Origin of the sequence: Micrococcus sp. TCR-5 (genome assembly GCF_052220525.1) — a bacterium.
In the GTDB taxonomy this organism is placed as follows: domain Bacteria; phylum Actinomycetota; class Actinomycetes; order Actinomycetales; family Micrococcaceae; genus Micrococcus; species Micrococcus luteus.
Genome location: NZ_JBQPDO010000005.1, coordinates 114,502 through 140,265, shown reverse-complemented (window position 1 = coordinate 140,265; position 25,764 = coordinate 114,502). Strand labels below are relative to the sequence as shown.

The following is a 25,764-nucleotide window of genomic DNA, read 5'->3' as shown; positions in this document are numbered from 1 at the left end:
CCCCGACCGTACCGCGCCCCGTCACCCCGTCCGGCTACCCTGGCCCGAAAGCGGGCCCGCCGCATCGCCCGCCCCGTCAGCGCAGGAGGAGCCCGCCGTGGACATCATGATCGCTGTCGCCGTGGGGGTCTTCCTCCTGGTGGCGTGGACCGTGGGCGGCTGGGCCATCGTGCGGATGGGCTTCACCCGGGACGGCGACGCGGCCCGCACCCCCGCCCACGACGACGGCGCCGCGCGTCCGGCGCACCCCGGCGCGGCCGCGGACCCGGCCACCGACCCCCACGTGATCTGGCGCGAGCAGATGAAGGCGGCCACGGCCGCCTCCGGGGCGCAGTGCGTCTGTCCACCGCCGCCCCGCGAGGACAGTGCCGCCGCAGCGGGGACGACCGCGCCGCCGTCGTCCCCGGACTGCCCGATCCACCGCTGGGACTACGCCTGAACCGCGGCCGGCCGGTCTGAGCGCCCCCGGGCCGGACCGGCGTATGCGCCGGCGAGCGGGTCGGTGTCCGGGTGGCCGCCGTGGTCGCGCTTCACGAGGTCTTCTGCCGGGTGCAGCATCTCCCACACGACGCGCCCGCACAGCCACAGCACCGCGAGCATGTGGGCGAGGATCGCGGCCACGTAGACGGAGTCGTCCATGGAGTGCTGCGGCGGGGTCTCGGCCACCCCCTTGGCCAGGTACATCCACACGGCGAAGAAGTGCAGCGCCTCCACCGTCTGCCACACCCAGAAGTCCCGCCAGCGCGGCAGGGCGAGCGCCAGGAGCGGGATCAGCCAGACCACGAACTGCGGTGAGTACACCTTGTTGGTGAGCACGAACGCCGCCACCACCAGGAACGTCAGCTGGGCCAGCCGCGGGGTGTGCCGCACCCGCACGCCGAGCACGAAGATCCCGAGGCAGCACACCGCGAAGGTGCCGTAGGCCAGCAGGGTCAGGGAGTCCTCCGGCACGAACGCCCACCCGGCCTGCGCGGCGGTCACGTCCCACGCGTGCCACACGCTGGACAGGCCCGGCCCGCGCTCGCCGGAGAAGGTGAAGAACACGGACCACGCCTGGAAGTTCACGGCCATGAGCGGCACGTTGACCGCCGCCCACGCCGCCACCGTGCCCCCGGCCGCGAGCAGGAACGGCCGCCACCGCCGCGAGCGCACCGCCAGGATCAGCAGCGGCCCCAGGATCAGCAGCGGATACAGCTTCATGGCCGCGCCGAGGCCGAACAGCACCCCCGCCGTCAGGGACCGGCCGCGCGACCACGCGTACATGCCGCACGCCAGCAGGGCCACGGCCCACAGGTCCCAGTTGATGGTGCCGGCCAGCACGATCCCCGGGGCCACGGCCACCATGAGCCCGTCCGTCCACCGGCGCCCCGCCATCCGGACGGTCAGCACCGCGACGACGGCCCACAGCACCACCACGAACCCGAGGTTCACGAGCCAGAACACCACCGTGCCCTGCTCCGGCGAGAACGGCAGCGCCTGCGTGATCCAGGCCGCCACCGAGCCCACGACGGACATCAGCACGGGGTACTCGAACGTGGAGCCCGCCCGGAACGGCGCCCACGGGTCCGCCGCGAACCCGCGCCCGCCGTAGAGCGCGGCCCAGTCCGAGTAGCAGCCCGCGTAGTAGACGTCCGGGGCGCCCCAGCCGTGCAGCAGGCACGGCGACTTCTGCAGCACGGTCACGACGGCGGCCAGAGCCACCAGCAGCCCCGTCAGCGCCACGGGCCCGGCCCAGGAGCCGGTCCCCCGTCCGGGGCCGTTCGCCGCGAGGCCGCCGGCGAGCTGGAAGCGGCCGCCGCGCTCACCGGGGGCGGGCAGGGCACCGGACGGTGCGCTGTCAGCGGAACGCCCGGCGGGGGCGCCCGGGGTGGTCACGGCGTCGCTCGGGGCGCCGTCCGGGGCGTGAGTGGGCGGCTCGCTGGGGGTCGCGGCGTGCGCGGGGGCCGTTCTCATGCCCCCATCCTAGGAAGCCGCCCGGACACCGGACGGGCGGGGCCGCCGTCGTCGGTCGTAGACTGGCAGGGTTGATCCCCGGGTGAGCGCTCCGCCGAACGGCGTGGGCCACCTGTGCGTGCCCCGCGCGCCTGCACCCGTTCCGGACAGTCGAGGAGAGAACCAGACCGTGGCCACCAACCCCATCCGCGTCGCCATCGCCGGCGTGGGCAACTGCGCAACATCCCTCATCCAGGGCGTGGAGTACTACCGCGAGGCGAAGGCCACGGACACGGTCCCGGGCCTGATGCACGTGCAGTTCGGCGACTACCACGTGTCCGACCTCGAGTTCGTGGCCGCGTTCGACGTGGACGCGAAGAAGGTCGGCCTGGACCTGTCCGAGGCCATCACCGCCTCCGAGAACAACACCATCAAGATCGCGGACGTGCCCCACGCGGACGTCACCGTCCAGCGCGGCCCCACCCTGGACGGCCTCGGCAAGTACTACGCCGAGACCATCGAGGAGTCGGACGTCGAGCCCGTGGACGTGGCCCAGGCCCTCCGCGACGCGAAGGTGGACGTGCTGGTCTGCTACCTGCCCGTCGGCTCGCAGCGGGCCACCGAGCACTACGCCCAGGCCGCGATCGACGCCGGCGTCGCGTTCGTGAACGCCCTGCCCGTGTTCATCGCCGGCACCCCGGAGTGGGCCGAGAAGTTCACCGCCGCGGGCGTGCCGATCGTGGGCGACGACATCAAGTCCCAGATCGGCGCCACCATCACCCACCGCGTGATGGCCAAGCTGTTCCAGGACCGCGGCGTCACCCTGGACCGCACCTACCAGCTCAACGTGGGCGGCAACATGGACTTCAAGAACATGCTCGAGCGCGAGCGCCTGGAGTCCAAGAAGATCTCCAAGACGCAGGCCGTCACCTCCAACACCTCCGCGCAGCTGGGCGAGAAGGACGTGCACATCGGCCCGTCCGACTACGTGGCCTGGCTCGACGACCGCAAGTGGGCGTTCGTGCGCCTCGAGGGCCGCAACTTCGGCGACGCCCCCGTCTCGCTCGAGTACAAGCTCGAGGTGTGGGACTCCCCCAACTCGGCCGGCGTGATCATCGACGCCGTGCGCGCCGCGAAGATCGCCCTGGACCGCGGCATCGGCGGGCCGATCCTCTCGGCCTCGTCCTACTTCATGAAGTCCCCGCCCGTGCAGCACAACGACGACGCGGCGCACGAGCTCGTGGAGGCCTTCATCCGCGGCGACATCGAGCGCTGACGAGCCCGGTCCCCGCGGACCGCGCACGACGCCGGCCCGTCACCTTCCCCGTGGAGGTGACGGGCCGGCGTCGTCGTGGGGGCGCGTGCCGCCCCGGCCACCGCGCTCAGCGCCGCGTGCCGAGCCGGTCCTCGATGGTGAGCCGGACGAGCTGGGCGTATATGGCCTGGCCGTCGGCGCGGGGGTGCACGCCGTCGGCGGAGAAGTCCGTGACGTGCTGCTTCGCCGCGGCGTCCCAGTCCGCCAGGACGATCCGGTCCGGGTGGGCCGTGGCCTGCGCCTCCATCTGCACCTGCACGTCCGCGATCCAGTCCATCGGGCCGTGCGGCACCACGAGCACGAGCAGCCGGTCCTCGCCGACGGCCGCCAGGATCTTCTCCCAGTCGCCCCGGTGGGTGGTGCCGTTGGCGCCCAGGGCCACCACGACGACGTCGCTCAGCTGGCCGTCCGCCTTGAGCTTCTCGATCTCGTCCGCGGCGTCCCAGATCTGGTAGCCCACCTCCGCCTCGAGCAGCATCCCCGGCAGCTGCTCCAGGAGCGTGGGCGCGGCCGAGAGCGAGACGGAGTCGCCGATCAGGGTGACGTCCGGGCCGAGCTCGGACGGCGGCAGGGCCGCGGTGAGCTGCTCCTTGGAGTACGTGGGGCGCGCGACAGCCGGGTCGCCGAGCCCGAGCCCGGACGGCTCGGCGGACGACCCGGGCGAGGACGTCGCACCGGCGGAGCCCTCCGCGTCCCCGGGGGCGGCCGAGCCGGGCGAGGCCGAGGCCGATGCCTCGGCCCGCTTCGACTGCTCCGCCGCCCGGGACTCGCGGGCCGCCTGCTGGGCCGCCTGGGCGGCCTTGAGGGACTCCTCCGCCTGGGCGATGTCCTGCTCGAGCTGGGTCTGCGCGGGCGAGTGCACCACGGCGGCCACGGCCGCCGCGGGGACGGCCACGAGCCCCAGCGCCGTGGCGGCGGCCGCGAGCCGGCCGATCGGCCCGGCCCCGCCCGTGAACGCCCGCCGAGCGGCTGCGCCCCAGCGACCGAAGGCACCCCTGAACCCCTCGTGGAGGATGGGCTCCTCGATCAGCCGGGTGCTCAGGTCGGCGATCAGGGCGGTCAGCAGCAGGATCGCGCCGGCGGCCACGGGCTCGACCCACCCGGGGGCGTCCACGGGCACCATCACGCGCATGATCACGAGCAGCGGCCAGTGCCACAGGTACGCGGCGTAGGAGCGGCGCCCCCACCAGCGCAGGAACCTGTTGCCCAGCACGCGCGAGAGCGAGTCGCGCCGGTCGCCCTGCACGACGTGCCAGACGATGAACGCGACGACGGCGGACAGGCCCGCCAGCACCCCGCGGTACGTGCTCGCGTGGCCGCCGTCGACCAGGGCGAAGCCCGCCGCGAGCACCGCGACGGCGCCCCACGCGACGGCCACCCGCGTGGCCGAGGTCCGCGGCTCGGGGCCGCCGTGCTCGGGCCGGGGCACGTGGGCCAGACCGATCGCCACGCACGCGCCGAACAGCAGGCCGAAGGCGTGGGTGTCCGTGCCGAAGTAGAGGCGGGCCTGCTCGAACCCGTGCCACGAGCCCCAGGCCATCCACGCCGCGGAGGCCACGGCCGCGACCGCGACCGCGAGGATGCGGCGTCGGTCCGCCACCCGCCCCGAGTTCACCGTGCTGCGCGGCGGCCAGGTGAGCAGGAGCAGCCCCCAGAGGAGCAGGGGCCAGAGGATGTAGAACTGCTCCTCGATCGCCAGGGACCACAGGTGCTCGAACAGTGGCGGCGAGGCGCGGTTGAAGTAGTCCCCGCCCTCGAGGATCATCACCCAGTTGCTGGTGTAGGTCAGGGCGCCGAACCATTGGCGGCCCAGGCCCGCGGGGAACTCGTCCACCGCCAGCCACGCGAGCGCGGTGGTGCCCACGAGCGCCATCAGCATGGCCGGGATGAGGCGTCGGACGCGCTTCATCCAGAAGGTGCCCAGCGCCACGCCCCGGCCCGCGTCCACACCACGGACCAGGCCGGTGGTGATGAGGAAGCCGGAGAGCACGAAGAACATGTCCACGCCCACGAACCCGCCGCGCAGGAAGGTGGGCCAGGCGTGGAAGACGAGCACGGCGAGCACCGCGATCCCCCGCAGCCCGTCGAGGGCGGTGACCCGTCCGGGGCCGCGACTGACCCGCGTGCCGACCTTGACGGCGGGCACGCCGTCCTGGGGCGACAGGGCATGGCGGGGCACGGGCGCGGTGCGCTGGTCGGAACTCACAGCGGTCGATCATTCCATCCCGACCTGGATGGGCCAAAGCCTCCGGCTATCCCCCACCCGCCCCACCGCGTTGGGGGCGGTTTCCGGTGGTATTCCACTCCCAAAGCACCGATTTCCGCCCCCGGAAGCGGGGGTGCGGGCGCCGGTCAGTGGTCGCGCAGCGCCTCGATGAGCTCGTCCTTGGTCATGGTGGAGCGGCCCTCGATGTCGAGTTCGCGGGCCCGCTTCGCGAGCTCGTCCTTGGTCCAGTCCTCGTAGGAGCCGGCCTCGCCGCCGCGCTCGGCGACCTCGTCCCGGCCGTCTCGGGCGGACGCGTTGGCGATCCGCGCGGCCTTCTCCTCGCTCGCGCCCTCGCGGCGCAGCGCCTCGTAGACCTCGGGGTCCTTGATGCTGGAGGTGCCGGGGCCCATGGGGGCGCCGTTCTTCTCGGTCTTCTTCTCAGCCATGCGGCCAGTGTGGTCCCGGCCCGACGACGGGTGGAAGATCCGCCGCGCCGCCTCAGTCCTGCTGGGCCTCCGGCTGCTCGGCCCACCAGCGCCGCAGCTCCGCCTCGGCCTCGGCCGGCTCATGCGGCCCCTCGTCCAGGCGCCACTCGAGCAGGTGGGTGTACGCCCGGCCCACCACCGGGCCCGGGCGGATCCCCAGCAGCGCCATGATCTGCTGCCCGTCCAGGTCCGGCCGCACAGCCGCGAGCTCCTCGGCCTCGGCGATCTCGGCGATGCGCCGCTCGAGGTCGTCGTACGCGTGGGCCAGCCGCTCGGCCTTGCGCCGGTTGCGGGTGGTCACGTCCGAGCGGGTCAGCGCGTGCAGGCGGGGCAGCAGGTCGCCGGCGTCGTGGGCGTACCGGCGGACGGCGGAGTCGGTCCAGCCGGCGTCGCCGTAGCCGTAGAACCGCATGTGCAGCTCCACCAGACGGGCCACCGCCTTGATCGTGTCGTTGTCGAACTTCAGGGCGCGCAGCCGCTTGCGGACGAGCTTGGCGCCCACGGTCTCGTGGTGCCGGAAGGTGACGGCCCCGCCCTTCTCGAAGCGACGCGTGGCCGGCTTGCCGACGTCGTGCAGCAGCGCCGCCAGGCGCAGCACGGGGTCGGGGGTCGACGGCGCGTACTCGCCCTCCAGCTCCATGGCCTGCTCCAGCACGGTCAGGGAGTGGGCGTAGACGTCCTTGTGGCGGTGGTGCTCGTCCGACTCGAGCTGCAGGGCGGGCAGCTCGGGCAGGACGTGGTCGGCCAGGCCGGTGCGCACGAGCAGGTCGAGGCCGGCGCGCGGGTGCGCACCGCACACGAGCTTGACGAGCTCCTCGCGGACGCGTTCGGCGGAGATGATCGTGATCCGCTCGGCCATCGCGGTCATGGCCTGCTCCACCTCGGGGGCCACGGCGAAGCCGAGCTGGGAGGCGAACCGGGCGGCGCGCATCATGCGCAGCGGATCGTCGGAGAAGGAGTCCTCGGGGGTGCCGGGGGTGCGCAGCACGCCGGCGTGCAGGTCCTGCATGCCGCCGAAGGGGTCCACGAGCTCGAGGGCGGGCAGGCGCAGGGCCATGGCGTTGACGGTGAAGTCGCGGCGCAGCAGGTCGTCCTCGAGGCTGTCGCCGAAGGCCACCTGCGGCTTGCGGCTGGCCGGGTCGTACTGCTCGGCCCGATAGGTGGTGACCTCGAGCTGCCAGCCGGCCTTGCGGAAGCCGATGGTCCCGAACCGCCGCCCCACGTCCCACGTGGCGTCCGCCCAGCCGGCGCCGACGGCCTCGGACGCGTCCGGGTCGGCGTCCGTGGTGAAGTCCAGGTCCAGCGACGGCCGCCCCAGGAAGAGGTCGCGGACCGGGCCGCCCACCAGGGAGAGCTCGTGGCCGGCGGCCTCGAACCTCCGCCCCAGCTCCACGACGACGGCGGGCAGGGTGGCGTCCGCGGGGAAGCCGGGGGGCAGCGCGTGGGTGGCGGTGGTCAGATCCATGATGCCTACAAGGGTGCCAGACGGTCCCGGCACGGGCCCGCGCGGGCCGGGCTAGAGTTGACGGCATGACCCGCCCCGATCCCTCCGCGCACCGGGGCGCCCCCCTGCCCTCCGCGCTGGGGGCGTGGCGTCGCCGGCCGCAGCCGCCTCTGCGCCCCGTCACCCCGGCCCCCGCGGGACCCCGTTCCGCCGCTGCCGCCTCCCTGCCCACGGTGGAGGAGGTCTCCGCCGGCGGCGTCATCGTCCGCGAGCACGACGGCGGCCTCGAGGTGGCCGTGATCGCCCGCTACAACCGCGGTGGCCGGCTCGAGTGGTGCCTGCCCAAGGGCCATCCCGAGGGCGAGGAGGACCACCGGCAGGCGGCCGTGCGCGAGGTGGAGGAGGAGACCGGGATCGCCGGCCACATCCTCGAGCCGCTCGGCGCGATCGACTACTGGTTCACGGTCGCCCGGCACCGCGTCCACAAGACCGTGCACCACTTCCTGCTGCGCGCCACGGGCGGCGAGCTGACCACGGAGAACGACCCGGACCACGAGGCCGTGGACGTCGCGTGGGTGCGCCTTGAGGACGTCGCGCGCCGCCTCTCCTTCGCCAACGAGCGCCGGATCGTCGACCTGGCCCGCCAGGTGGTCGACCAGCACTTCCCCCCGGGCGGCGCCCGGAGCCCCCGCCCCTGATCCACCGCCCCCGGCACGGGGCCTTCCGACCACGATTGGGTGACCCTTGAGCAGCAGACCCGCCCCGCGCCCAGCGCAGGACCCCGCCCACGCCGGCGTCGCCGACGAGGAGCCGACGACGACGGACCCCGCCCCCGCCACGGATCCGGCCGCCGTGGACCCCGCGGACGAGACCCCCGAGGGCGAGCGCCGCGCCGGCCGGTCCACCGCGATCATGGCCTCCGGCACGCTCCTCTCCCGCGTGCTGGGCCTCGTCCGTGCGACGCTGGTGACGGTGGCGATCGGCCTGTCCGCGGACATGGCCGACATCTTCGAGATCGCCAACTCCCTGCCGAACGTGATCTACCTGCTCCTGGTGGGCGGCGTGTTCAACGTCGTGCTCGTGCCGCAGCTGATCAAGCACGCCCGCGACGCCGACCGGGGCGCGGACTACACCTCCCGCCTGATGACGCTCGGCACGCTCGTGATGCTCGCCGGCACGGTGGTGGTCATGCTGGCGGCGGCCCCGCTCATGACGGCCCTGACCCGCGGCTGGTCGCCGGAGAAGCTCGAGATGGCCACCGTGTTCGCCCTGTGGTGTCTGCCCCAGGTGTTCTTCTACGGCATGTACGCGCTGGTGGGGCAGGTGCTCAACGCCAACGGGCGCTTCGGTGCCTACATGTGGGCGCCGGTGCTGAACAACGTCGTCGCGATCGGTGCGATCGTGCTGTACCTGGGCATGTTCGGGGCGTACCGGGCCGGGGACGACCTCGCCGGGTGGACGACCGCGCAGACGGTCGTGCTGGCCGGCGGCCACACCCTGGGTGTCGCGCTGCAGGCGGTGATCCTCTTCCTGCCGCTGCGCGGGCTCGGCCTGGGTCTGCGCCCGCGGTTCGGATGGAAGGGCATCGGCCTGCGGGACACCGGCCGGATCGCCGGGTACACCCTGGTCACGATGGTCGCCACGAACGTGGTGCTCCTGCTGTGCCAGCGGTACGTCACCTCCGCCACGGAGGCCCGCGACCGCGGTGAGCTGCGCATCCCAGGCACCGAGACCTGGAGCGCCGAGATGGCGCAGGCGGCCATCCCCGGTGTGGCCGCGTACAACATGGCGATGCTGATGGCCGTGCTGCCCCATTCGGTGTTCGTGCTCTCCCTGGCCACCGTGCTCTTCAACCGGCTGGCCCGCGCCATGGGCCGCCAGGACATGTCCGCGGTCCGGCGCACGACGGCGCAGGGTCTGCGCGCGTTCACCGTGCCGCTGATGTTCTGCCTCGCCGGCGTGGTGGTCCTGGCGGGCCCCCTGGGCCGCGTCTTCGGCTCGACGGCCGAGACGGCGATGGTGGCCGGCATCGCGGTGGGCTCGGTCCTGCTCGCGCTGGCGCTGTCCATTCCGTTCCGCTCGGGCTCCTTCTATCTGCTGCGCGTGTTCTACGCCGCCGAGGACGCCAAGGTGCCGATGGTGGTCCAGGTCAGCGGCTCGCTCCTGATGCTGTTGCTCTCCTGGGCGGGCGCGATGCTGCTGCCGCTGTGGTCCATGGCCCTGTGGGTCGCGTTCGCCTCGTCCGTCTCGTACGTGTACCAGTTCGTCCTGACCCATGTGCTCACCGTGCGCCGGTTCGGGGACTACGGCCTCGCGTCCGTGCTGCGTGCCCACGTCCAGACGGGCCTGGCCGCGCTGGCCGCGGCGGCCGCGGGCGTCGTCGTCGTGTGGCTGCTGGGCGGGTACACCGGCGGGTTCGCGTGGAACTCCATCGGGACGGCGCTGCTCACGTGCGCGGTGGCGGCCGTGGCGATGGGTCCGGTGTACCTGGTGGTGCTGCGGGCCATGCGGTTCCCCGAGCTGGACGACGCCCTCCGGCCGCTCGTCGCCCGCGTGCCGGCGCTGGGTCGTCTGCTGCGCGTCGGCTGATCTCTGGCCGCGACGGCCACGCCACGTATCATCGGATTCCGACCCCGTCGTCAGGAGAAGAGCCCGTGCCCCAGCCCATCGCCGTCGGCGCCGTCCTGGGCGGCCGCTATCGCATCACCCAGCACGTGGTGACGTCCGCGGACCAGGACATGGTGTTCCTGGGCACGGACCAGGTGCTCAACCGCCGCGTCACCGTGCTCGTGGCCTCACGTGAGAACGCCACGCAGGTGGCCTCGTCCGCGCGGGAGCTGGCCACGGGCGAGCGCACCGACGACGTGCAGGTGCTCGACCTGGGGCTGTCCGAGGGCCGCACGTACCTGATCGCCGGCGGGGACCCCGACCCGGACGTCCTGCTGGGTCTGGCGTACCCGCAGGAGCTGTACGTGGAGCCGTTCCAGACGGACAGCCTCGGCTCCGAGCTGTTCGGCGAGTCGCGGACCGGAGACCCCCACGCCTACGACGACGACGAGGCGTACTACACCGACCTCGACCGCCGGCTCCGCGCGGACGAGGACGAGGCCCAGCGTCGTCCCGGGTTCCTGAACCGCCTCTCCGAGCGCCTCGCCGAGCGGGTCCGTCCCTCCGACGGCACCGCGGCGAAGGCGGCCGCCGGGGCGTCGGCCCTGGCCGCGGCGGACGCCGCCACCCGGAAGCAGCAGGAGGAGCGCGAGCGGGCCGAGCGGGAGGCCGCCGAGCGGGCCGAGCGGGAGCGCAAGGAGGCCGAGGAGAAGGCACGCGCCGAACGGGAGGCCGCGGAGCGGGCCGAGCGGGAGCGCAAGGAAGCCGCCGAACGCGCAGAACGCGAGCACCGGGAGGCGGAGGAGCGTGCCGAGGAGGAGCGCCGCGCCGAGGCCGAGCGCGCCCGTCGCCAGGCGGAGCAGGAGGCGGAGGAGCGGGCCGCGCGCGAGCGGGAGGCCGAGCAGGCCCGGCTGGCCGCGGAGCGGGAGGAGGCCGAGCGCCGCGAGCTCGAGCGCCGGACCGAGGCCCGCCGTCGTGCCGAGGAGGAGCGCGCCCGGGAGGCCGAGCGGCGCGAGGCTGAGAAGCGCGCGGCCCAGGAACGCGAGGCCGCGGAGCGCGAAGCTGAGAAGCGCGAGGCCCAGGCGGGCACCGCCGCACTCCCGGCTGTCGCGGCGGGGGCCGCCGCCGCGCAGACCACCGACGCCGATGCCGACGGGGCCACGCCGCCCACCGAGCCCGTCGAGCCCGTGGCGGCCGAGAAGACCGACGCGCCGGAGCCGGTCGCCCCGGACACCGAGGCGATCCCGGTGCGGCGTCAGCGCCCCGTCCCCCGCCGAGCGATCGTGGCCGAGTCCGCGCCGCCCGTCCACGAGGAGTCCCGCAGCACGGCCGCGCCGGTGGCTGCCGCGGCCGGGGCCGCAACGGCGGCGGGTGCCGCGGCTGCCGGTTCGACGGCCGCCGCCGCGGCTCCGGATGTCCTGGCCGCCCCGGCCACCACCGGGAGTGGTGACGGCGCCACGGTGGCCGACCCGGGCGACGGCCACGGCCGCACGCGCGGCGGCGGTCCGCTGGCTCTGGTCCTCGTGGTCGGCCTGCTCGCCGCACTCGTCGTGGGCGGGGTGCTGCTGGCCCAGAACCTGCGCGGCGGGCCGACCCCGCAGGCCGCGGCCGCGTCGTCCGGGTCCGGGTCGTCCGAGTCCGCATCGGACACCCCGTCGCCGTCGGAGAGCACCAGCCCCTCCCCCACCCCGACCAGCGAGAGCGCCGCGGCCGCCCCGCAGCCCGTCCAGGCCCTGCGCTCGGTGCCGGACCTGCCGGAGCACGAGGCCGAGCACGACGCGGACCTGAGCAACCTCATCGACGGCGACCCCACCACCGTGTGGCGCACCTTCGCCTACGCACGGCCGAACTTCGGCGGCTATGTGGAGAGCATGAACCTCGTGGTCCAGCTCGAGGAGCGCACCGAGGTGAACGAGGTGACCCTGCAGAGCACGGGGGCCACCGGTGGCGCCTGGTTCGCGTACATCGCCGACTCCCCCGAGGGCGCGAACGCCCAGGAGATCGGCAACGGCACCTTCGACCAGGACACCGTCTCCATCCCCGTGCCGTTCGAGGGCACCGAGGCCGAGGCCGAGTACGTGATCGTCAGCCTCACCTCGCTGCCCCAGCTGGAGGGCACGACGTCGGACCTCCCGTTCGGCCTGCGCCTCGGCGAGATCGCCGTCCGCTGACCCCGCGCCCAGGCGACGGCGCGCCGGACCTTCCGGCCGCCGTCGCCGGACGTCGCTGCACCGCGGCCCGACACCGCGGAATACCCGCCCGTGGCTCCGCCGTTGTCCTGGAGGAGCGTCCACCACCCCGATCCACTGGAGGAACCCGTGGCCCCCACCGCCCAGGACCAGAGCGTCCACAACGTCGTGATCGTCGGATCCGGCCCCGCCGGATACACCGCGGCGATCTACACCGCCCGCGCCGACCTCTCCCCCGTCCTCGTGGCCGGGGCGGTGACCGCGGGCGGCGAGCTGATGAACACCACCGAGGTGGAGAACTTCCCGGGCTTCCCGGAGGGTGTGCAGGGGCCCGAGCTGATGGCGAACCTCGAGGCCCAGGCCCGCCGGTTCAACACGGAGGTGGTCTACGACGACGTCGTGCAGGCCGACCTGACGTCGAACCCCAAGGTGCTCACGCTCGGCGACGGCACCCAGCTGCGCACCCACGCGGTCATCCTCACGACCGGCTCCGCCTACCGGAAGCTCGGCGTTCCCGGCGAGGAGCGCCTCTCCGGCCACGGCGTCAGCTGGTGCGCCACGTGCGACGGCTTCTTCTTCCGCGAGCAGGAGATCGCGGTCGTGGGCGGCGGCGACTCCGCCATGGAGGAGGCCCTGTTCCTCACGAAGTTCGCGTCCAAGGTGACCGTGCTGGTCCGCAAGGACGAGCTGCGCGCCTCCAAGGTGATGGCCCACCGTGCCATGGAGAACGAGAAGATCGAGTTCCGCTGGAACACCGAGGTCACGGAGGTGACGGGTGACGACAAGGTCAACACCCTCCGCCTGCGGGACACCCGCACCGGCGAGGCGTCCACGCTGGACGTGACCGGCCTGTTCGTGGCCATCGGCCAGGACCCGCGCACGGACCTGGTGCAGGGCCAGGTGGAGCTCACGGAGCACGGCACCATCCGCATCGACCATCCGTCCTCGCGGACCTCCCAGCCGGGCGTCTTCGCCGCCGGCGACGTCACGGACCACACCTACCGCCAGGCCATCACCGCCGCCGGCTCGGGCTGCGTGGCCGCCCAGGACGTGGAGCACTACCTCGCGACCGTGGCCGACGTGGAGGAGGCCGCGCCGGCCGGCCCGGAGTCGGACGCGGTTCCGGCATGAGCCACTGACTCATGACCCCTGACAGAGCGTCATGAGTCATGTCGATAACACCCCTGTCCACCCTCGTCAGACACAGAACAATCCCCCGGAGGCTGCCATGAGCACCATCACCGTCACCGACGCCGACTTCGACCAGAAGGTCCTCCAGTCCGAGCTGCCCGTCCTCGTGGACTTCTGGGCCGAGTGGTGCGGCCCGTGCCGCATGCTCGGGCCCGTCCTGGAGGACATGGCCGTGGAGCACGAGGGCAAGGCCGTGATCGCCAAGCTCAACGTGGATGAGAACCCGGCCATCGCCGCGCGCTACGGCGTCACCTCCATCCCGCTCGTCGTGGGCTTCCAGAACGGCGAGAAGGTCGTCGAGTCCGTGGGCGCCAAGCCCAAGGCCGCGCTGGAGAAGGAGTTCTCGGCCCTGCTCGGCTGAGCCCCTCCCCCACTCACCACGACGGCCCCGTCACCCGAGAGGGTGACGGGGCCGTCGTGCGTCGATCTTCAGGACCAGCGGCGGGTGCCCGTGGACGCCGTCCGCGGGAAGTCCGGATCAGGACTTCTTGCCCTTCCCCTTGCCGTCCTGACCGCCCTGGATGAGGTCCATGATGCGGTTCAGGTCCTCCACGGTGGTGAAGTCGATGGCGATGCGACCCTTGCGCGCGCCGAGGGTGATCTTCACGGCGGTGTCCAGGCGGCTGGTGAGCGCGGTGGCGTAGTGGTCCAGGCGCTCGTGGCGGGCGTCGTCCGTGCTGCGCCGCGGCGTGCGGCCCGGCCGGAGCCCGCCCTGCAGTTGCGCGACAGCCTCCTCCGTGGCCCGGACGGACAAGCCCTCCGACTGGATCCGCTGCGCCAGACGCTCCATGTCCGACGGGTCCGTGAGACCGAGCAGCGCACGCGCATGGCCGGCCGAGAGCGTGCCGGCGGCCACGCGACGCTGCACGAGGGGCGGCAGCTTGAGCAGCCGCAGCGTGTTGGAGATCTGCGGACGGGAGCGGCCGATGCGCTGGGAGAGCTCCTCCTGCGTGCAGGCGAAGTCCTCCATGAGCTGCTGGTAGGCGGCGGCCTCTTCGAGCGGGTTCAGCTGGGAGCGGTGCAGGTTCTCCAGCAGGGCGTCCCGCAGGAGGTCCTGGTCCGGGGTCTGGCGGACGATCGCCGGGATGGTGTCCAGGCCGGCCTTCTGGGTGGCGCGCCACCGGCGCTCGCCCATGATCAGCTCATAGGGGGTGGGGCCGTCCACCTCGCGCACGACGATCGGCTGCAGGATGCCGACCTCGCGGATCGAGGTGACCAGTTCCGCCATGTGGTCCTCGTCGAACACCTCACGCGGCTGCCGCGGGTTGGGGTGGATGTCCCCCACCGGGATCTCCCGCAGGACCGCGATGTCCGCGGACACGGTCCCCTCGGTCGCGACGGGGTCCGCGGTCGAGTCCGCCGGTTCCTTCCTCGACGACGTCGCGGAGGTGGCACGCTTGCTGGGCGCCTTCACCGTCGGCATGGCCGGACGCCCCTTGGTCGGCCGCGCCGCGGGTGCATCCTCGGAGTCTGCGGAGAAGAACACGTCGACGGGACGCTGCGCGGGTCGCGAGGCACGCTTCGACGAGGTGGGCCCTGCCTTCGTGGCGGACGTGGCGTTCCGGCCAGTCGCAGCCGTTGATTTCCCGGCCTGTGTCGTTCGGCCCGCGGTCTTCCGCTGCGAGGCCGACGGGGCGGGCTCGTTGGACTCCCCTGGCGTCTCGGTCGTCGCGGTGCTCCGCGTCGATGTCGTGGTTGCCTCCGCTGCCGCGGCAGCCTTCGGGCCGCTCTTCACCGGCACCGCAGAGTCCCTCGGGGAGGAGGCCTCGGCGTTCTCTTCCGGGGCTTCTACAGTGCTCTGGATCAGGGCGCCGAGGCCTCGCCCCAGGCCTCCTCGACGGCTCGTCTTCAACGGGTCCTCCTGCAGTGAGTGGGTCTGCGATCAGTGTAGGTGAGCGGCCTGGTCTCGATGGTCCCGGGCGGCGGGAAGACACTTCTCAAGGTGCTCTGGCCCTGACCGCCGGGGGGCGCGCGAGGGGCTGACACGTGCAAGGGGCGCGGCGAGGTTCGGGCCTCGGTTCTGGGGTGAGACGTCCGCATTGGGCCCGGATGGCAGGATGCGGGCGCGCGGACAGCACCTGCCGCGAGCGTGAGTGTTTCACGTGGAACACTCCGAGTGGGGGCGCTTCGGAAGGGTGCCGCTGCAATCCTCAAGACCTCCTCGTGTTCCCTCTCGAGGTTCACTCGTTTCACATGAAACGCGAGCCCGCGACGACGGGCGGGCGGTATCAGAATCACGGTTGTTCAGTTTGTTTTTCATGTACTCCCGGGCCGATCAGCCCTCCGTGCGGACGGTACTCAGATCGCTGGCTACCCGCATGATGATGTGCTTCATCGGACGCGCAATGGCGGACCAGCAGCGAAGCACTCGTCCGACTTCCCCGCGGTGTGATGTGAACACTCGAATCGCCGAACGGATGAGCTCGGCCTGCTCGTCGCTTCGCCGTCAGTGCTTCCTCACACCCGCGCAGCTCACGAATTGAACGCTGCTTCACCATCCGCGTTTCACGTGAAACACGGACGAGTCTGTCATCCAAGTACGACATGAGTTCGGGTGGGCCACGTGCTCGCTCACCCGCAAGTCAGTGCCACATTCCTGCGCCATTCTCGGTCAGCTCGCTCCCGGCACGGATCGTGTGCTCCCTGGATCGCCTGGGATTGTGACCTCGCGGCACGGCGCTTTCACCCGAAGCTCGTTTCACGTGAAACGTATCGTTCGAAGATTCGACCGTGCGCTCATCCATGGAAGCTCGCCCACCAGCGGGTCGCACCCCGAGGCCGGCGTGCGCAGGGTCCTCTATATCTTGAGAGGTTCAGACTTGCCGCGTCGCTGATGGTACTGGCTCGATCTAGTGAGCCCCGATCACCGGTCGTTCAGTTTCACGTGAAACGGCTGGGAGGGAACGTCGGGTCGCGGGTCGCATGTCGGGGCAGCGAGCATCCACTTCCGCCGTTGACAGTACTGCTCGATGTGGTCGCCGATGTCACGGGCGGCAGTACAGTGACGCGGCCGGCGCTCCACCCCACCCACTGACTCCATCCGTCCTGTCAGCTGAGGCCGCCCATCAAAGTTTCAGGACCGCCTCGTGGGGAAACTGGGTCCTCAATGCCTCCATCCGCGTACAGCTGCGGTCAGGGATCGACGCTAGGTGAGCGCGGAACCACCGTGTTTCACGTGAAACCCCCGGCGACCGGCCGATTACTCGACGCCCTGGTTCCCACGTCGCTGCAAGACAGAACCACACGGCCCGCCCCATCCCGCACGGAGCCGCCGCGGGCTTCCCGGGGGGCCTCCACCGCAGTCACCATTCACACGCCGTCCCCGTGCCCAGTCGTCAGACGCAACAGGAGACTGAGCAGGGCTCATCAGCACCGCAGAGGCATCTACGGCCGCACACCCTAGACGTACACTGTCCACAGATGTTGTCCACATATCAACATCGACGTTCGCTGGTGACCACGTCAAGACGCTTGTTGGCCAGCTCAACCACTTGTCTCTGTAAATATTGGGGGCACACGACCGCGCTTCCTCACTGGAGGCTCTCTTTCTCCGCACACAGGAATGCACAGCCGAACTGACCTTCAGGCGCCCCCAATCGGCCCCTCCAACTCAGACGAATCACAGGAGACCACCTCGCCGCTCACGTGCCCTCTCGGACACGCCGACTGACAGACCGGCCGCGCACCCCCGCGACGGCACTCTGACTCGTGCTCCGCTCTGGCCCCCGATTCCCTGCACGTCACCGACGGCGAGGAGGTCTGACGTGGGGGGAGGGGGCACCCAGTCACAGCACCCGGCCTGCTCGCTGGCTGCATCCTCGAGGCTGCAGCGCACCCGGGTGAAGGAGGAGGGACGGACCATACCCTGCACGGCCGCGCCCGGCGGCGTGGACGTTCCCCACGCGTCGCGCAGCCCTCGCGGAGCACTTCAACGCAGCGTGCACCGCCGGCCCTCACAGCCGCCGTCTCCGCCCCGCCGCCATGCCGTTCGCCCCGTGAGTTCGTGCGTCGCCGCCCGCGGCTGCACCCAGGCCTCGCGACAGGTGCGCCTGGCCGGCGGCGGAGGGGCCGGCCCAGCGAAGGAGAGGGGAGCGTGTCAGACGGAAGCAGTCCACCACGGGCACCCCTCCCCATCGTCCCGCCGCGGCGGCACCACGCGCGCACCCTCGGAGAAGGTCGTTGCACGTGAAACACGAACTTCCGATATGCCCAGCGTTTCCGCTTGTCTTTTCACCCCCCATCTTCCGGGCCGCACTCACTCACGACGAAACCCGCCGGGGGACTGCTCCCTCCGGCGGGCTTACGTCGTCGTCAGCGGCACCACCCGGCGATCACCGCAGCGGACCGCCTGGGCGTCAGCCCTTCACGGCCGGGGCACCGCGGCCGGCGATCTCCGCGGCCGCCTCCCGATACGCCACGGCGCCCGCCGAGGCCGGGTCGTAGGTCAGCACCGTCTGCTGATAGCTGGGTGCCTCGGAGATGCGGACGTTGCGGGGGATCGCGGTGTTCAGCAGCTGCTCCGGGAAGTGCGTCCGGACCTCCTCCGCCACCTGCACGGCGAGGTTGGTCCGCGCGTCGAACATCGTCAGCAGGATGGTGCTCACCTGGAGACGCGGGTTCAGGTGCTTCTGGATCATCTGCACGTTCTTGAGCAGCTGGGAGAGGCCCTCGAGGGCGTAGTACTCGGCCTGGATCGGGATGAGCACCTCCTCGGCCGCCACGAACGCGTTGACCGTCAGCAGGCCCAGGGACGGCGGGCAGTCGATGAACACGTAGTCCAGCCGCTCCTGGCCGTCCTCCTCGCGCCAGGCGGTGTACGCCTCGAGCGCCCGCGACAGTCGCTGTTCGCGGGCCACCAGCGAGACCAGCTCGATCTCGGCACCGGCCAGGTCGATCGTCGCGGGCACCACCTGCAGGCCGTCCACGTCCGGGGCGTCCTGCACGACGTCCTGGATCTCCATCTCGCCCAGGAGCACGTCGTACACGGAGGCCACGTCTCCGGTGTGGGGGATGTTCAGCGCGGTGGACGCATTGCCCTGCGGGTCGATGTCCACCACCATCACCCGCATGCCCGCGCGGGCGAGGGCCGCGGCCAGGTTGACCGTCGTCGTCGTCTTGCCGACGCCGCCCTTCTGGTTGGACGTCGTGAACACGCGGGTGCGGTCGGGGCGCGTCAGACGGCGACGCTGGAGCCGCGCGGGCTCCTCGGCGTCGGCGCCGCCCTTCTCGGCGGTCCGGCCGGTCCACTTCTGGCGCAGGGCCCTCCAGGCCCCACCCCGGCTCTCCTGCTCCTGCGCCATGCGGCTCTACCTCCTGGGTCGCGGGTGTGCGGATCTGCTGCCGCCCGGCCCGTCCCGTCCCGGTGGGGGAGGGGTCAGCGGGGACGCGCGCTGACGCGCACGACGGTGGTGGTCTCGGGCAGCAGGCCCTCGCCCACCGTGAGGATCTCGGGCTCGGCACCACCATACTTGCGCAGGACCTTGCGGGCGGCGGCGATCTCGTCGGCCGCGGAGCGGCCCTTGATGGCCAGCAGCTCCCCGGCGCCCTGCAGCATCGGCATGGTCAGCGGCACGAGGGTCTTCAGCGCGGACACGGCGCGGGCGGTCACGACGTCGACGTCGAGGTTCCCGGAGACCTGCTCGGCGCGGCCGCGGATCACGTCCACGTTCTCCAGGCCGAGGTCGGCGACCACCCTGTCCAGCCACTCCACGCGCCGCTCGAGCGGCTCGATGAGCAGGAACTGGCAGTCGGGGCGCGCGAGCGCGAGGCACAGGCCGGGCAGGCCCGCGCCGGAGCCGACGTCGGCCACGAGCGCGCCCTGCGGGAGGAGCTCCTCGACCACGGCGCAGTTCAGGACGTGGCGCTCCCAGAGACGGGGTGCCTCGCGCGGGCCGATCAGGCCCCACTCGATGCCGGTGTCCGCCAGGTGGGCCACGTATGCCTTGGCCCGGGGGAGGGCCTCGCCGAACAGCTCGACGGCGGCCGGCCGCAGCGCGTCGGTCAGCGGCGGCGCCGGCTGCCCCACGGGCGCGGGGCGGTCGCCCCGGTCCGGCGGATCCAGCCCGGGGCGCCGCTCGTAGGCCGAGCCCCGCTCAGTCATCGGCGGAGATGACCACGTGGCGGCGGGCGCCCTCGCCCTCCGACTCCGAGGTCAGGCCGGCGTCCGCGACGACGTCGTGGACGATCTTGCGCTCGTACGCGCCCATGGGCTCGAGGTGCACGGGACCCTCGCCGACGCGGACGCGCTCGACGGCCGCCTGGGCGGCGGTGCGCAGGGCGACGTTTCGGCGTTCCCGGTGCCCGCAGACGTCCAGGATCAGCCGGGAGCGGTGCCCCGTGGCGGCGAGCACGGCCAGCCGGACGAGCTCCTGCAGGGCCTCCAGGGTGCGGCCGTCGGGGCCGACGAGGCCGTCCAGGCGCTCGTCGTGGTCCTCGGAGACGACGGACACGTACGTGCGCCCGTCGCGGACCTCGATGTCGATGTCCCCGTCCAGGTCCGCGATGTCGAGCAGCTCCTCGACGTAGTCCGCGGCGACGTCGCCCTCCTGCTCGAGGCGGCGCACCGCCTCCGAGACGGCGGCATCGTCCTGCTCCGCGACGCGAGAGCCCTGGCCCGCGGGGGTCTCGACGACGGCGTCCTCGGCCTCGGGGGCCGGGGTCACGTTCTCGGCGGACATGCTCACTTCCTCCTGCGGTTCTTGCGCTGGGGCTGGACGCGCTGACCCGACTGGCGGACGACCTCACCGTTCAGCACGGCACCGCCGCGGCCCGCCTGGGTGTGCGCGGACGAGGGCGTGGCCTCGGCGTTCGACACCTTCTGGCCCACGGGGGGCAGGCCCTTGGCGGCGCGGCGCTCGTTGAGCTCCTTCTCGGCGAGGGAGCCCGGGGTCGGGTTGTTGCGGATGATCCACCACTGCTGGCCGACGGCCCAGAAGTTGGAGTAGGTCCAGTACAGGAGCACGCCGATGGGGAAGTTGATGCCGCCGATGCCGAAGATCAGGGGCATGGCGTAGAGCATGACCTGCTGCGTCTGCATCATGGGCCCGGAGAGGGCCTGCTGCGTCATGTTCTTCGTCATGAGCATCTTCTGCATGAAGAACATCGAGCCCGACATCAGCAGGATCAGCACGATCGCCGTGACGATCACGGGCGTGCTGCCCGGCGCGCCGAGCGAGTTCATGAAGGTGTCCGACATGCGGGCGCCGAAGATCGTGGAGCCCTCGAAGGAGCGGATCTGGTCCGCGGACAGGGCGTCCATGGCTTCGCCGCGCTCGGCCGCGCCGCGGGCGCCGATCAGCACCTGGTACAGCGCGAAGAAGAACGGCATCTGGATCAGCAGCGGCAGGCAGGCGGCGAACGGGTTCGCCTTGTGCTCCTTCATGAGCGCCTGCTGCTCCATGGCCATGGCCTGGCGGGAGAGCTGGTCCTTCTTGCCCTTGTACTTGGCCTGCAGCTTCTGCAGCTCGGGCTGGATGGCCTGCATGGCGCGCTGCGCCTTGATCTGCTTGACGAACAGCGGGATCAGCAGGGTGCGGATGAGCACCACCAGCAGGAGGATGGACAGGGCCCACGTCCAGCCGGAGTCCGCGGGCAGGCCCGCAAACTCCAGGATGCTGTGGAACGCCCCGAGCAGCCAGGACATCAGCCAGCGGAACGGGGAGAGGATGGCTTCGAACATGGGGGTCAATCCTCCTGCGGGAGATCAGGTGGGATGGGAGGGTGGTTCAGGGCGAGGATGCGCGGCTGCCGGCCCGGCGGCCAGCGTCGGTGCCCGGGCGGGACCGGGTCCACGCCGCCGTCGTTCCAGGGATGGCACCGGCCGATGCGCCGCGCGGCGAGCCACGACCCCTTCACCGCGCCGTGCACGTGCACGGCCTCCAGCCCGTAGGCGGAGCAGCTGGGGAAGAACCGGCACACGGGTCCGTACAGCGGGGAGACCACGGCCCGATAGACCGTGAGCAGGCCCGCCAGCAGGGCGGACGGCAGCGCGCGCAGCGGCCCCCACTCACGGGAGGGCTCGAGCACGACGAAGGGCGAGGGCGTGACGGTCATCTACGCGTGCTCCGAGGCGGCGGGCAGGTGCGGCTTCAGGGCCTTGCCGAGCGCGCCGACGGTCTCGCGGCGCAGCAGCGCGTAGTCCGCCTCGGCGGCGGCCGGCAGCGCGCGGACCTGCACCAGCACCGGCAGGTCGCGCAGCGGGGGCAGGCGCATCTGATCCGCGACGACGGCGCGCAGCCGCCGCTTCACCCGGTTGCGGGTCACCGCGTTCCCCACGGCCTTGGACACGACGAACCCGGCCCGCGGCCGAGGGGCGCTCGGCGACGTGGACCGGGTCTGATCGGGGTCCGTGGCGACGCTCACCACGACGGTGCGCCGACCCGCGCGGGTGCCGGTGCGACCGAGGTGACGGAACTCCGCGGGCGTGCGGACGCGACGGTCACGGGGCAGCACGGGGCGCGCCGTCCCTGGACCGAGGTCCTCAGGCGGACAGCTCGGCGCGGTTCTTGCCGCGGCGAGCGGACAGGATGGCGCGGCCGGCGCGGGTGCGCATGCGGGCACGGAAGCCGTGCTTGCGGGCACGACGGCGGTTGTTGGGCTGGAACGTGCGCTTGGTCACTGTGATCTCTCCACGACGTGTTGTGTGCCTTCGACCGTCGACCTGAGCAGGTGGACCAGGGGGAAGGACCGGTGAGGCTCTGACATGAAATCCCCGGCGGGCACGATCAACCGACACCCGGGGGACCAGACAACTCTAGTGGCCGGGGTACGCAGGGGTCAAACGGGTGCGCGCGGATCCCGGACGCCCGTGGGCGCCCGGGGCGGTCGTCCACAGGATGATAGGGGTTGTCCACCGTCTGTGCACAACCCTGTGGACAACCGTTAGACTCCGAGCACCGTCGTCCGTCTCGCGCAGCCGCCCCCGTCCTCGGGGACGTCTGCCCCAGGAAAGGAAGCCTCCGTGGTGGCAGACCAGGCCGTGCTCAGCTCGTGGCGCTCCGTCGTGGGCTCCCTCGAGGACGACGCGCGGGTCAGCGCCCGCCTCATGGGCTTCGTCTACCTGGCCCAGCCGCAGGGCCTCATCGGCAACACGCTCCTGCTGGCCGTGCCGAACGAGACCACCCGCGAGACGCTCCAGGGCACCCAGGTGGCCGACGCCCTCACGGACGCACTGACCAAGGAGTTCCGCGAGGAGATCCTGCTGGCCATCTCGATCGACGCGAACCTGCAGCCGCCGCGGACCCCCTCGTCCGAGGCCCGCCGCTCCTCCCTCGCGGGCGGACCGGCCGCCGCCGCGGTGCCGGACGTCGAGCTGCCCCCGGCTGCGACCGCCGCCACCTCCCGCCGCGCCGTCGCCGAGGAGCTGCCGGGCTTCCGCATCGAGCCGCCGGCCGACGTCGCGCCCGCTGCGACCGCGGCCCCGAGCGGGAACGGCAAGCCGACCCCCGCGCCGCCGTCGACGTCCGCGGAGACCAGCCGCCTCAACGACCGCTACCACTTCGAGACGTTCGTGATCGGCTCGTCCAACCGGTTCGCGCACGCCGCCGCGAACGCGGTGGCCGAGGCGCCGGCGAAGGCGTACAACCCGCTGTTCATCTACGGCGAGTCCGGCCTGGGCAAGACGCACCTGCTGCACGCGATCGGGCACTACGCCCGTCGCCTCTACCCGGGCCTGCGGGTGCGGTACGTGAACTCGGAGGAGTTCACCAACGACTTCATCAACTCCATCCGCCACGACGAGGGCGCCTCGTTCAAGCAGGTCTACCGCAACGTGGACATCCTGCTGATCGACGACATCCAGTTCCTGGCGGACAAGGAGGCGACGGTCGAGGAGTTCTTCCACACCTTCAACACGCTCTACAACAACAACAAGCAGGTGGTCATCACCTCGGACCTGCCGCCCAAGCAGCTCTCCGGGTTCGAGGACCGGCTGCGCTCCCGCTTCGAGTGGGGGCTGATCACGGACATCCAGCCGCCGGACCTCGAGACGCGCATCGCGATCCTCCGGAAGAAGGCGGAGGCTGAGGGTCTCGTGGCCCCGCCGGAGGCGCTGGAGTACATCGCCTCGCGCATCTCCACGAACATCCGCGAGCTCGAGGGCGCGCTGATCCGCGTGACCGCGTTCGCCTCGCTCAACCGGCAGACCGTGGACATCGAGCTGGCCGAGCATGTGCTCAAGGACCTGATCACGGACGAGACGGCGCACGAGATCACGCCGGAGCTGATCCTGCACGCCACGGGGGAGTACTTCAATCTCACCCTCGAGGAGCTGACCAGCAAGTCCCGCACCCGCACGCTGGTGACGGCGCGGCAGATCGCCATGTACCTGCTGCGCGAGCTGACCGAGATGTCGCTGCCCAAGATCGGTCAGGTCCTGGGCGGCCGCGACCACACCACCGTCATCCACGCGGACCGCAAGATCCGCGAGCTGATGGCCGAGCGGCGGACGATCTACAACCAGGTCACCGAGCTCACCAACGAGATCAAGCGGAAACAGCGCGGCGCCTGAGCCACCCACTGCCCCCTCGAGTCCCGGTTCGAACCTTCGACCGGGACTCGAGTCTTCTTCCACATTGTCCACCGGTGTGGACAACTCTGTGGAGAACCCCCGGTGCTGTGGACAACCTCCGCCCCTGTGGATGGCGGAATCAGGCCGCTCACGCCGCGTCCACACCCCTGGGGACGACGACGGCGCACAGGCTGGTGAATCACACGGATGTCATTCGGTTGCCCACATGTATCCACAGGTCTCCACAGCCGAAAACCGCATGATCTCGCGGGTTTCGACGGGTGTGGACGTGCCCTGTGGACAGGAATGTGGACAACTGGGGGGTGGATCCGGGGACGAGTCTGGACAACTCCGGTCGGGCCTGTGCAGAGCGGGGGAGGGCCTCCGGGGCTCGTCCACACCGGATGCACACCCCGAACGAGCGGGCGTCCACACGGTTCCCCCAGCCGAATCTGCATGGTGACGCGGCAGAACGGCGTTCTCCACAGGATCCACACCCGCTACCACTCCTTCTGATCCCCCTGGAGAGATCCCGCCAAGCAACATCATCTCCGCCGCCCCTCACCGAGCTGAGCGCCTCGAGGGCCCGGGCTGCGCCCGTGCCCCCGTGCGCCCGAGATCCTTGGAATTACACCGCTGTCATTCGTCGGCGACCTGACACCCGCCGCGCGGACCGCCTATGCTGAGGCCCGCGTGTCGCCGTTCCCCCCGGGCCCGCAACCCCCGTCATCACCCCCAGAGAGGCAGTGCAGCTCGTGAAGTTCACCGTCGAACGCGACATCCTCACCGACGCCGTCTCCTGGGCCGCACGCTCCCTGTCCCCGCGCCCGCCGGTGCCGGTGCTCTCGGGCCTGCTGATCACGGCCGAGGCCGGCGTCGTGTCCATCGCGAGCTTCGACTACGAGACCTCCGCGCGCCTGGAGATCGAGGCCGACGTCGAGACCGCGGGCCAGGTGCTCGTCTCCGGCCGCCTGCTGAACGACATCGTCCGCTCCCTGCCGCAGGCCCAGGTCACGGTGGAGCTCGACGGCGGCAAGGTGCTCGTCACCTGCCGCTCCTCCCGCTTCGCCCTGGCCACGATGCCCGTGGGCGACTACCCGGCCCTGCCCGAGCTGCCGGCCCCCGCGGGCACCGTGGACGGCGCCGCGTTCGCCCACGCCGTCGCCCAGGTCACCGTCGCCGCTTCCAAGGACGACACCCTGCCGATCCTCACCGCCGTGAAGGTGGAGATCGAGGGCGACACCATGACCTTCCTGGCCACGGACCGCTACCGGCTGGCCATGAAGGAGATCCGCTGGACCCCGGCGGACCCGTCCCTCTCGACGTCGCTGCTCATCAAGGCGCGCACGCTCACCGAGGTCGCCAAGTCCCTCGGCTCCGGCGGCGACCTGGAGATCCTGCTCGGCCAGACCGCCGACCTCGTGGGCTTCGCCTCCGGCGGCCGCCGCACCACCTCCGTGCTCGTGGACGGCGAGTACCCCAAGATCCGCTCGCTCTTCCCCGAGTCCAGCCCCATCCAGGCCGTGGTGGACACCGCCGCCCTGGTCGAGGCGTCCCGCCGCGTGGCCCTCGTCGCCGAGCGCAACACCGCCCTGCGCATGGTGTTCACGGACGGCCAGGTCACCCTGGACGCCGGCACCGGCGACGACGCGAGCGCCAACGAGTCCGTGCCGTGCACGCTCGAGGGCGAGGACATCACCGTGGCGTTCAACCCGTCCTACCTCTCCGAGGGCCTGGCCGTGGTGGACCAGCCGCAGGTGCGCTTCGCGTTCACGTCCGCGCCCAAGCCCGCCCTGCTCACCGGCGTGAACCAGGAGGACGGCGTCGTCTCCGACTACCGCTACCTCGTGATGCCGGTGCGCATCGCCTGACGCAGGGGGCTGGACGC

At 71.9% G+C, this 25,764-nt stretch carries 21 protein-coding genes; 9 read left to right on the top strand and 12 right to left on the bottom strand.

The features are described 5' to 3' along the window. Nucleotides 1-106: 106 nt before the first annotated feature. Entirely contained in the window at nt 107-439 is a 333-nt protein-coding gene (locus ACTSKS_RS04810; protein WP_442927335.1) for a hypothetical protein, read from the top strand. On the opposite strand, the gene ACTSKS_RS04805 is transcribed toward ACTSKS_RS04810, so the two are convergent. Next, entirely contained in the window at nt 430-1,953 is a 1,524-nt protein-coding gene (locus ACTSKS_RS04805; RefSeq protein WP_442927329.1) for a glycosyltransferase family 87 protein, read from the bottom strand. The two genes, ACTSKS_RS04810 and ACTSKS_RS04805, sit on opposite strands and share 10 nt — an antisense overlap. Before the next feature lie 169 nt (nt 1,954-2,122). Between ACTSKS_RS04805 and ACTSKS_RS04800 the strand changes: the two genes are divergently transcribed. Further along, on the top strand, nt 2,123-3,208 hold the full coding sequence (locus tag ACTSKS_RS04800; protein ID WP_041102498.1) for an inositol-3-phosphate synthase: 1,086 nt from the start codon (nt 2,123-2,125) through the stop codon (nt 3,206-3,208). A gap of 106 nt (nt 3,209-3,314) precedes the next feature. On the opposite strand, the gene ACTSKS_RS04795 is transcribed toward ACTSKS_RS04800, so the two are convergent. From ACTSKS_RS04795 to ACTSKS_RS04785, 3 genes are all read right to left on the bottom strand, one after another. After that, nucleotides 3,315-5,453 (bottom strand): acyltransferase family protein, encoded by a 2,139-nt coding sequence (locus ACTSKS_RS04795; RefSeq protein WP_442927328.1) that lies wholly within the window; start codon nt 5,451-5,453, stop codon nt 3,315-3,317. Between the two features lie 146 nt (nt 5,454-5,599). Then, entirely contained in the window at nt 5,600-5,899 is a 300-nt protein-coding gene (locus ACTSKS_RS04790; RefSeq protein WP_070708933.1) for a DUF7218 family protein, read from the bottom strand. 52 nt (nt 5,900-5,951) lie between these two features. After that, on the bottom strand, nt 5,952-7,403 hold the full coding sequence (locus tag ACTSKS_RS04785; RefSeq protein ID WP_101965677.1) for a CCA tRNA nucleotidyltransferase: 1,452 nt from the start codon (nt 7,401-7,403) through the stop codon (nt 5,952-5,954). Nucleotides 7,404-7,468: 65 nt separating this feature from the next. Between ACTSKS_RS04785 and ACTSKS_RS04780 the strand changes: the two genes are divergently transcribed. From ACTSKS_RS04780 to trxA, 5 genes are all read left to right on the top strand, one after another. Further along, nucleotides 7,469-8,080: an NUDIX hydrolase gene (locus ACTSKS_RS04780; protein ID WP_069941261.1), complete on the top strand. Its 612-nt coding sequence runs from the start codon at nt 7,469-7,471 to the stop codon at nt 8,078-8,080. Between the two features lie 46 nt (nt 8,081-8,126). Continuing rightward, nucleotides 8,127-9,971: a murein biosynthesis integral membrane protein MurJ gene (murJ, locus tag ACTSKS_RS04775; protein WP_256748698.1), complete on the top strand. Its 1,845-nt coding sequence runs from the start codon at nt 8,127-8,129 to the stop codon at nt 9,969-9,971. A 65-nt stretch (nt 9,972-10,036) separates the two neighbouring features. Beyond that, nucleotides 10,037-12,160, top strand: coding sequence for a hypothetical protein (locus tag ACTSKS_RS04770; protein WP_442927327.1), 2,124 nt, complete (start codon nt 10,037-10,039; stop codon nt 12,158-12,160). 147 nt (nt 12,161-12,307) lie between these two features. After that, nucleotides 12,308-13,309, top strand: a complete 1,002-nt coding sequence (gene trxB / locus ACTSKS_RS04765) for a thioredoxin-disulfide reductase (RefSeq protein WP_036337321.1) — start codon at nt 12,308-12,310, stop codon at nt 13,307-13,309. A 97-nt stretch (nt 13,310-13,406) separates the two neighbouring features. Further along, nucleotides 13,407-13,730, top strand: a complete 324-nt coding sequence (gene trxA, locus ACTSKS_RS04760) for a thioredoxin (protein ID WP_020621897.1) — start codon at nt 13,407-13,409, stop codon at nt 13,728-13,730. Nucleotides 13,731-13,847: 117 nt separating this feature from the next. Here the strand turns inward: trxA and ACTSKS_RS04755 are convergent, their stop codons facing one another. The 8 genes from ACTSKS_RS04755 to rpmH all read right to left on the bottom strand — a co-directional run bounded on the left by ACTSKS_RS04755 (nt 13,848) and on the right by rpmH (nt 21,986). Continuing rightward, on the bottom strand, nt 13,848-15,221 hold the full coding sequence (locus tag ACTSKS_RS04755) for a ParB/RepB/Spo0J family partition protein (protein WP_237069396.1): 1,374 nt from the start codon (nt 15,219-15,221) through the stop codon (nt 13,848-13,850). A gap of 2,503 nt (nt 15,222-17,724) precedes the next feature. Beyond that, nucleotides 17,725-18,669, bottom strand: coding sequence for a ParA family protein (locus tag ACTSKS_RS04750; protein ID WP_049145027.1), 945 nt, complete (start codon nt 18,667-18,669; stop codon nt 17,725-17,727). Between the two features lie 74 nt (nt 18,670-18,743). Further along, on the bottom strand, nt 18,744-19,469 hold the full coding sequence (gene rsmG, locus ACTSKS_RS04745) for a 16S rRNA (guanine(527)-N(7))-methyltransferase RsmG (RefSeq protein ID WP_442927325.1): 726 nt from the start codon (nt 19,467-19,469) through the stop codon (nt 18,744-18,746). Next, a complete protein-coding gene (locus ACTSKS_RS04740) occupies nt 19,462-20,046 on the bottom strand; it encodes a Jag family protein (protein ID WP_069941255.1) in 585 nt (194 codons plus the stop codon). Before ACTSKS_RS04740 ends, rsmG begins: the two co-directional genes overlap by 8 nt. Nucleotides 20,047-20,048: 2 nt before the next feature. Further along, entirely contained in the window at nt 20,049-21,047 is a 999-nt protein-coding gene (yidC, locus tag ACTSKS_RS04735; RefSeq protein WP_102708250.1) for a membrane protein insertase YidC, read from the bottom strand. 5 nt (nt 21,048-21,052) lie between these two features. Continuing rightward, the gene (gene yidD / locus ACTSKS_RS04730) at nt 21,053-21,421 is read right to left on the bottom strand and encodes a membrane protein insertion efficiency factor YidD (protein ID WP_002856440.1); all 369 of its coding nucleotides are present in this window, start codon (nt 21,419-21,421) and stop codon (nt 21,053-21,055) included. Continuing rightward, nucleotides 21,422-21,820 (bottom strand): ribonuclease P protein component, encoded by a 399-nt coding sequence (gene rnpA / locus ACTSKS_RS04725; protein ID WP_002856442.1) that lies wholly within the window; start codon nt 21,818-21,820, stop codon nt 21,422-21,424. A 28-nt stretch (nt 21,821-21,848) separates the two neighbouring features. Further along, on the bottom strand, nt 21,849-21,986 hold the full coding sequence (gene rpmH, locus ACTSKS_RS04720) for a 50S ribosomal protein L34 (protein ID WP_002856443.1): 138 nt from the start codon (nt 21,984-21,986) through the stop codon (nt 21,849-21,851). Between the two features lie 342 nt (nt 21,987-22,328). Between rpmH and dnaA the strand changes: the two genes are divergently transcribed. Next, a complete protein-coding gene (dnaA, locus tag ACTSKS_RS04715) occupies nt 22,329-23,876 on the top strand; it encodes a chromosomal replication initiator protein DnaA (protein ID WP_044659943.1) in 1,548 nt (515 codons plus the stop codon). 755 nt (nt 23,877-24,631) lie between these two features. After that, nucleotides 24,632-25,747, top strand: a complete 1,116-nt coding sequence (gene dnaN, locus ACTSKS_RS04710) for a DNA polymerase III subunit beta (RefSeq protein ID WP_002856446.1) — start codon at nt 24,632-24,634, stop codon at nt 25,745-25,747. Nucleotides 25,748-25,764: the final 17 nt, after the last annotated feature.

Excerpts from the sequence above, each read along its gene's own strand:
- ACTSKS_RS04810 (WP_442927335.1), top strand. The coding sequence starts at position 107 with ATGATCGCTGTCGCCGTGGGGGTCTTCCTCCTGGTGGCGTGGACCGTG.
- ACTSKS_RS04805 (WP_442927329.1), bottom strand. The coding sequence starts at position 1,953 with ATGAGAACGGCCCCCGCGCACGCCGCGACCCCCAGCGAGCCGCCCACT.
- ACTSKS_RS04790 (WP_070708933.1), bottom strand. The coding sequence starts at position 5,899 with ATGGCTGAGAAGAAGACCGAGAAGAACGGCGCCCCCATGGGCCCCGGC.
- ACTSKS_RS04785 (WP_101965677.1), bottom strand. The coding sequence starts at position 7,403 with ATGGATCTGACCACCGCCACCCACGCGCTGCCCCCCGGCTTCCCCGCG.
- ACTSKS_RS04780 (WP_069941261.1), top strand. The coding sequence starts at position 7,469 with ATGACCCGCCCCGATCCCTCCGCGCACCGGGGCGCCCCCCTGCCCTCC.
- trxA (WP_020621897.1), top strand. The coding sequence starts at position 13,407 with ATGAGCACCATCACCGTCACCGACGCCGACTTCGACCAGAAGGTCCTC.
- ACTSKS_RS04750 (WP_049145027.1), bottom strand. The coding sequence starts at position 18,669 with ATGGCGCAGGAGCAGGAGAGCCGGGGTGGGGCCTGGAGGGCCCTGCGC.
- rsmG (WP_442927325.1), bottom strand. The coding sequence starts at position 19,469 with ATGACTGAGCGGGGCTCGGCCTACGAGCGGCGCCCCGGGCTGGATCCG.
- ACTSKS_RS04740 (WP_069941255.1), bottom strand. The coding sequence starts at position 20,046 with ATGTCCGCCGAGAACGTGACCCCGGCCCCCGAGGCCGAGGACGCCGTC.
- yidC (WP_102708250.1), bottom strand. The coding sequence starts at position 21,047 with ATGTTCGAAGCCATCCTCTCCCCGTTCCGCTGGCTGATGTCCTGGCTG.
- yidD (WP_002856440.1), bottom strand. The coding sequence starts at position 21,421 with ATGACCGTCACGCCCTCGCCCTTCGTCGTGCTCGAGCCCTCCCGTGAG.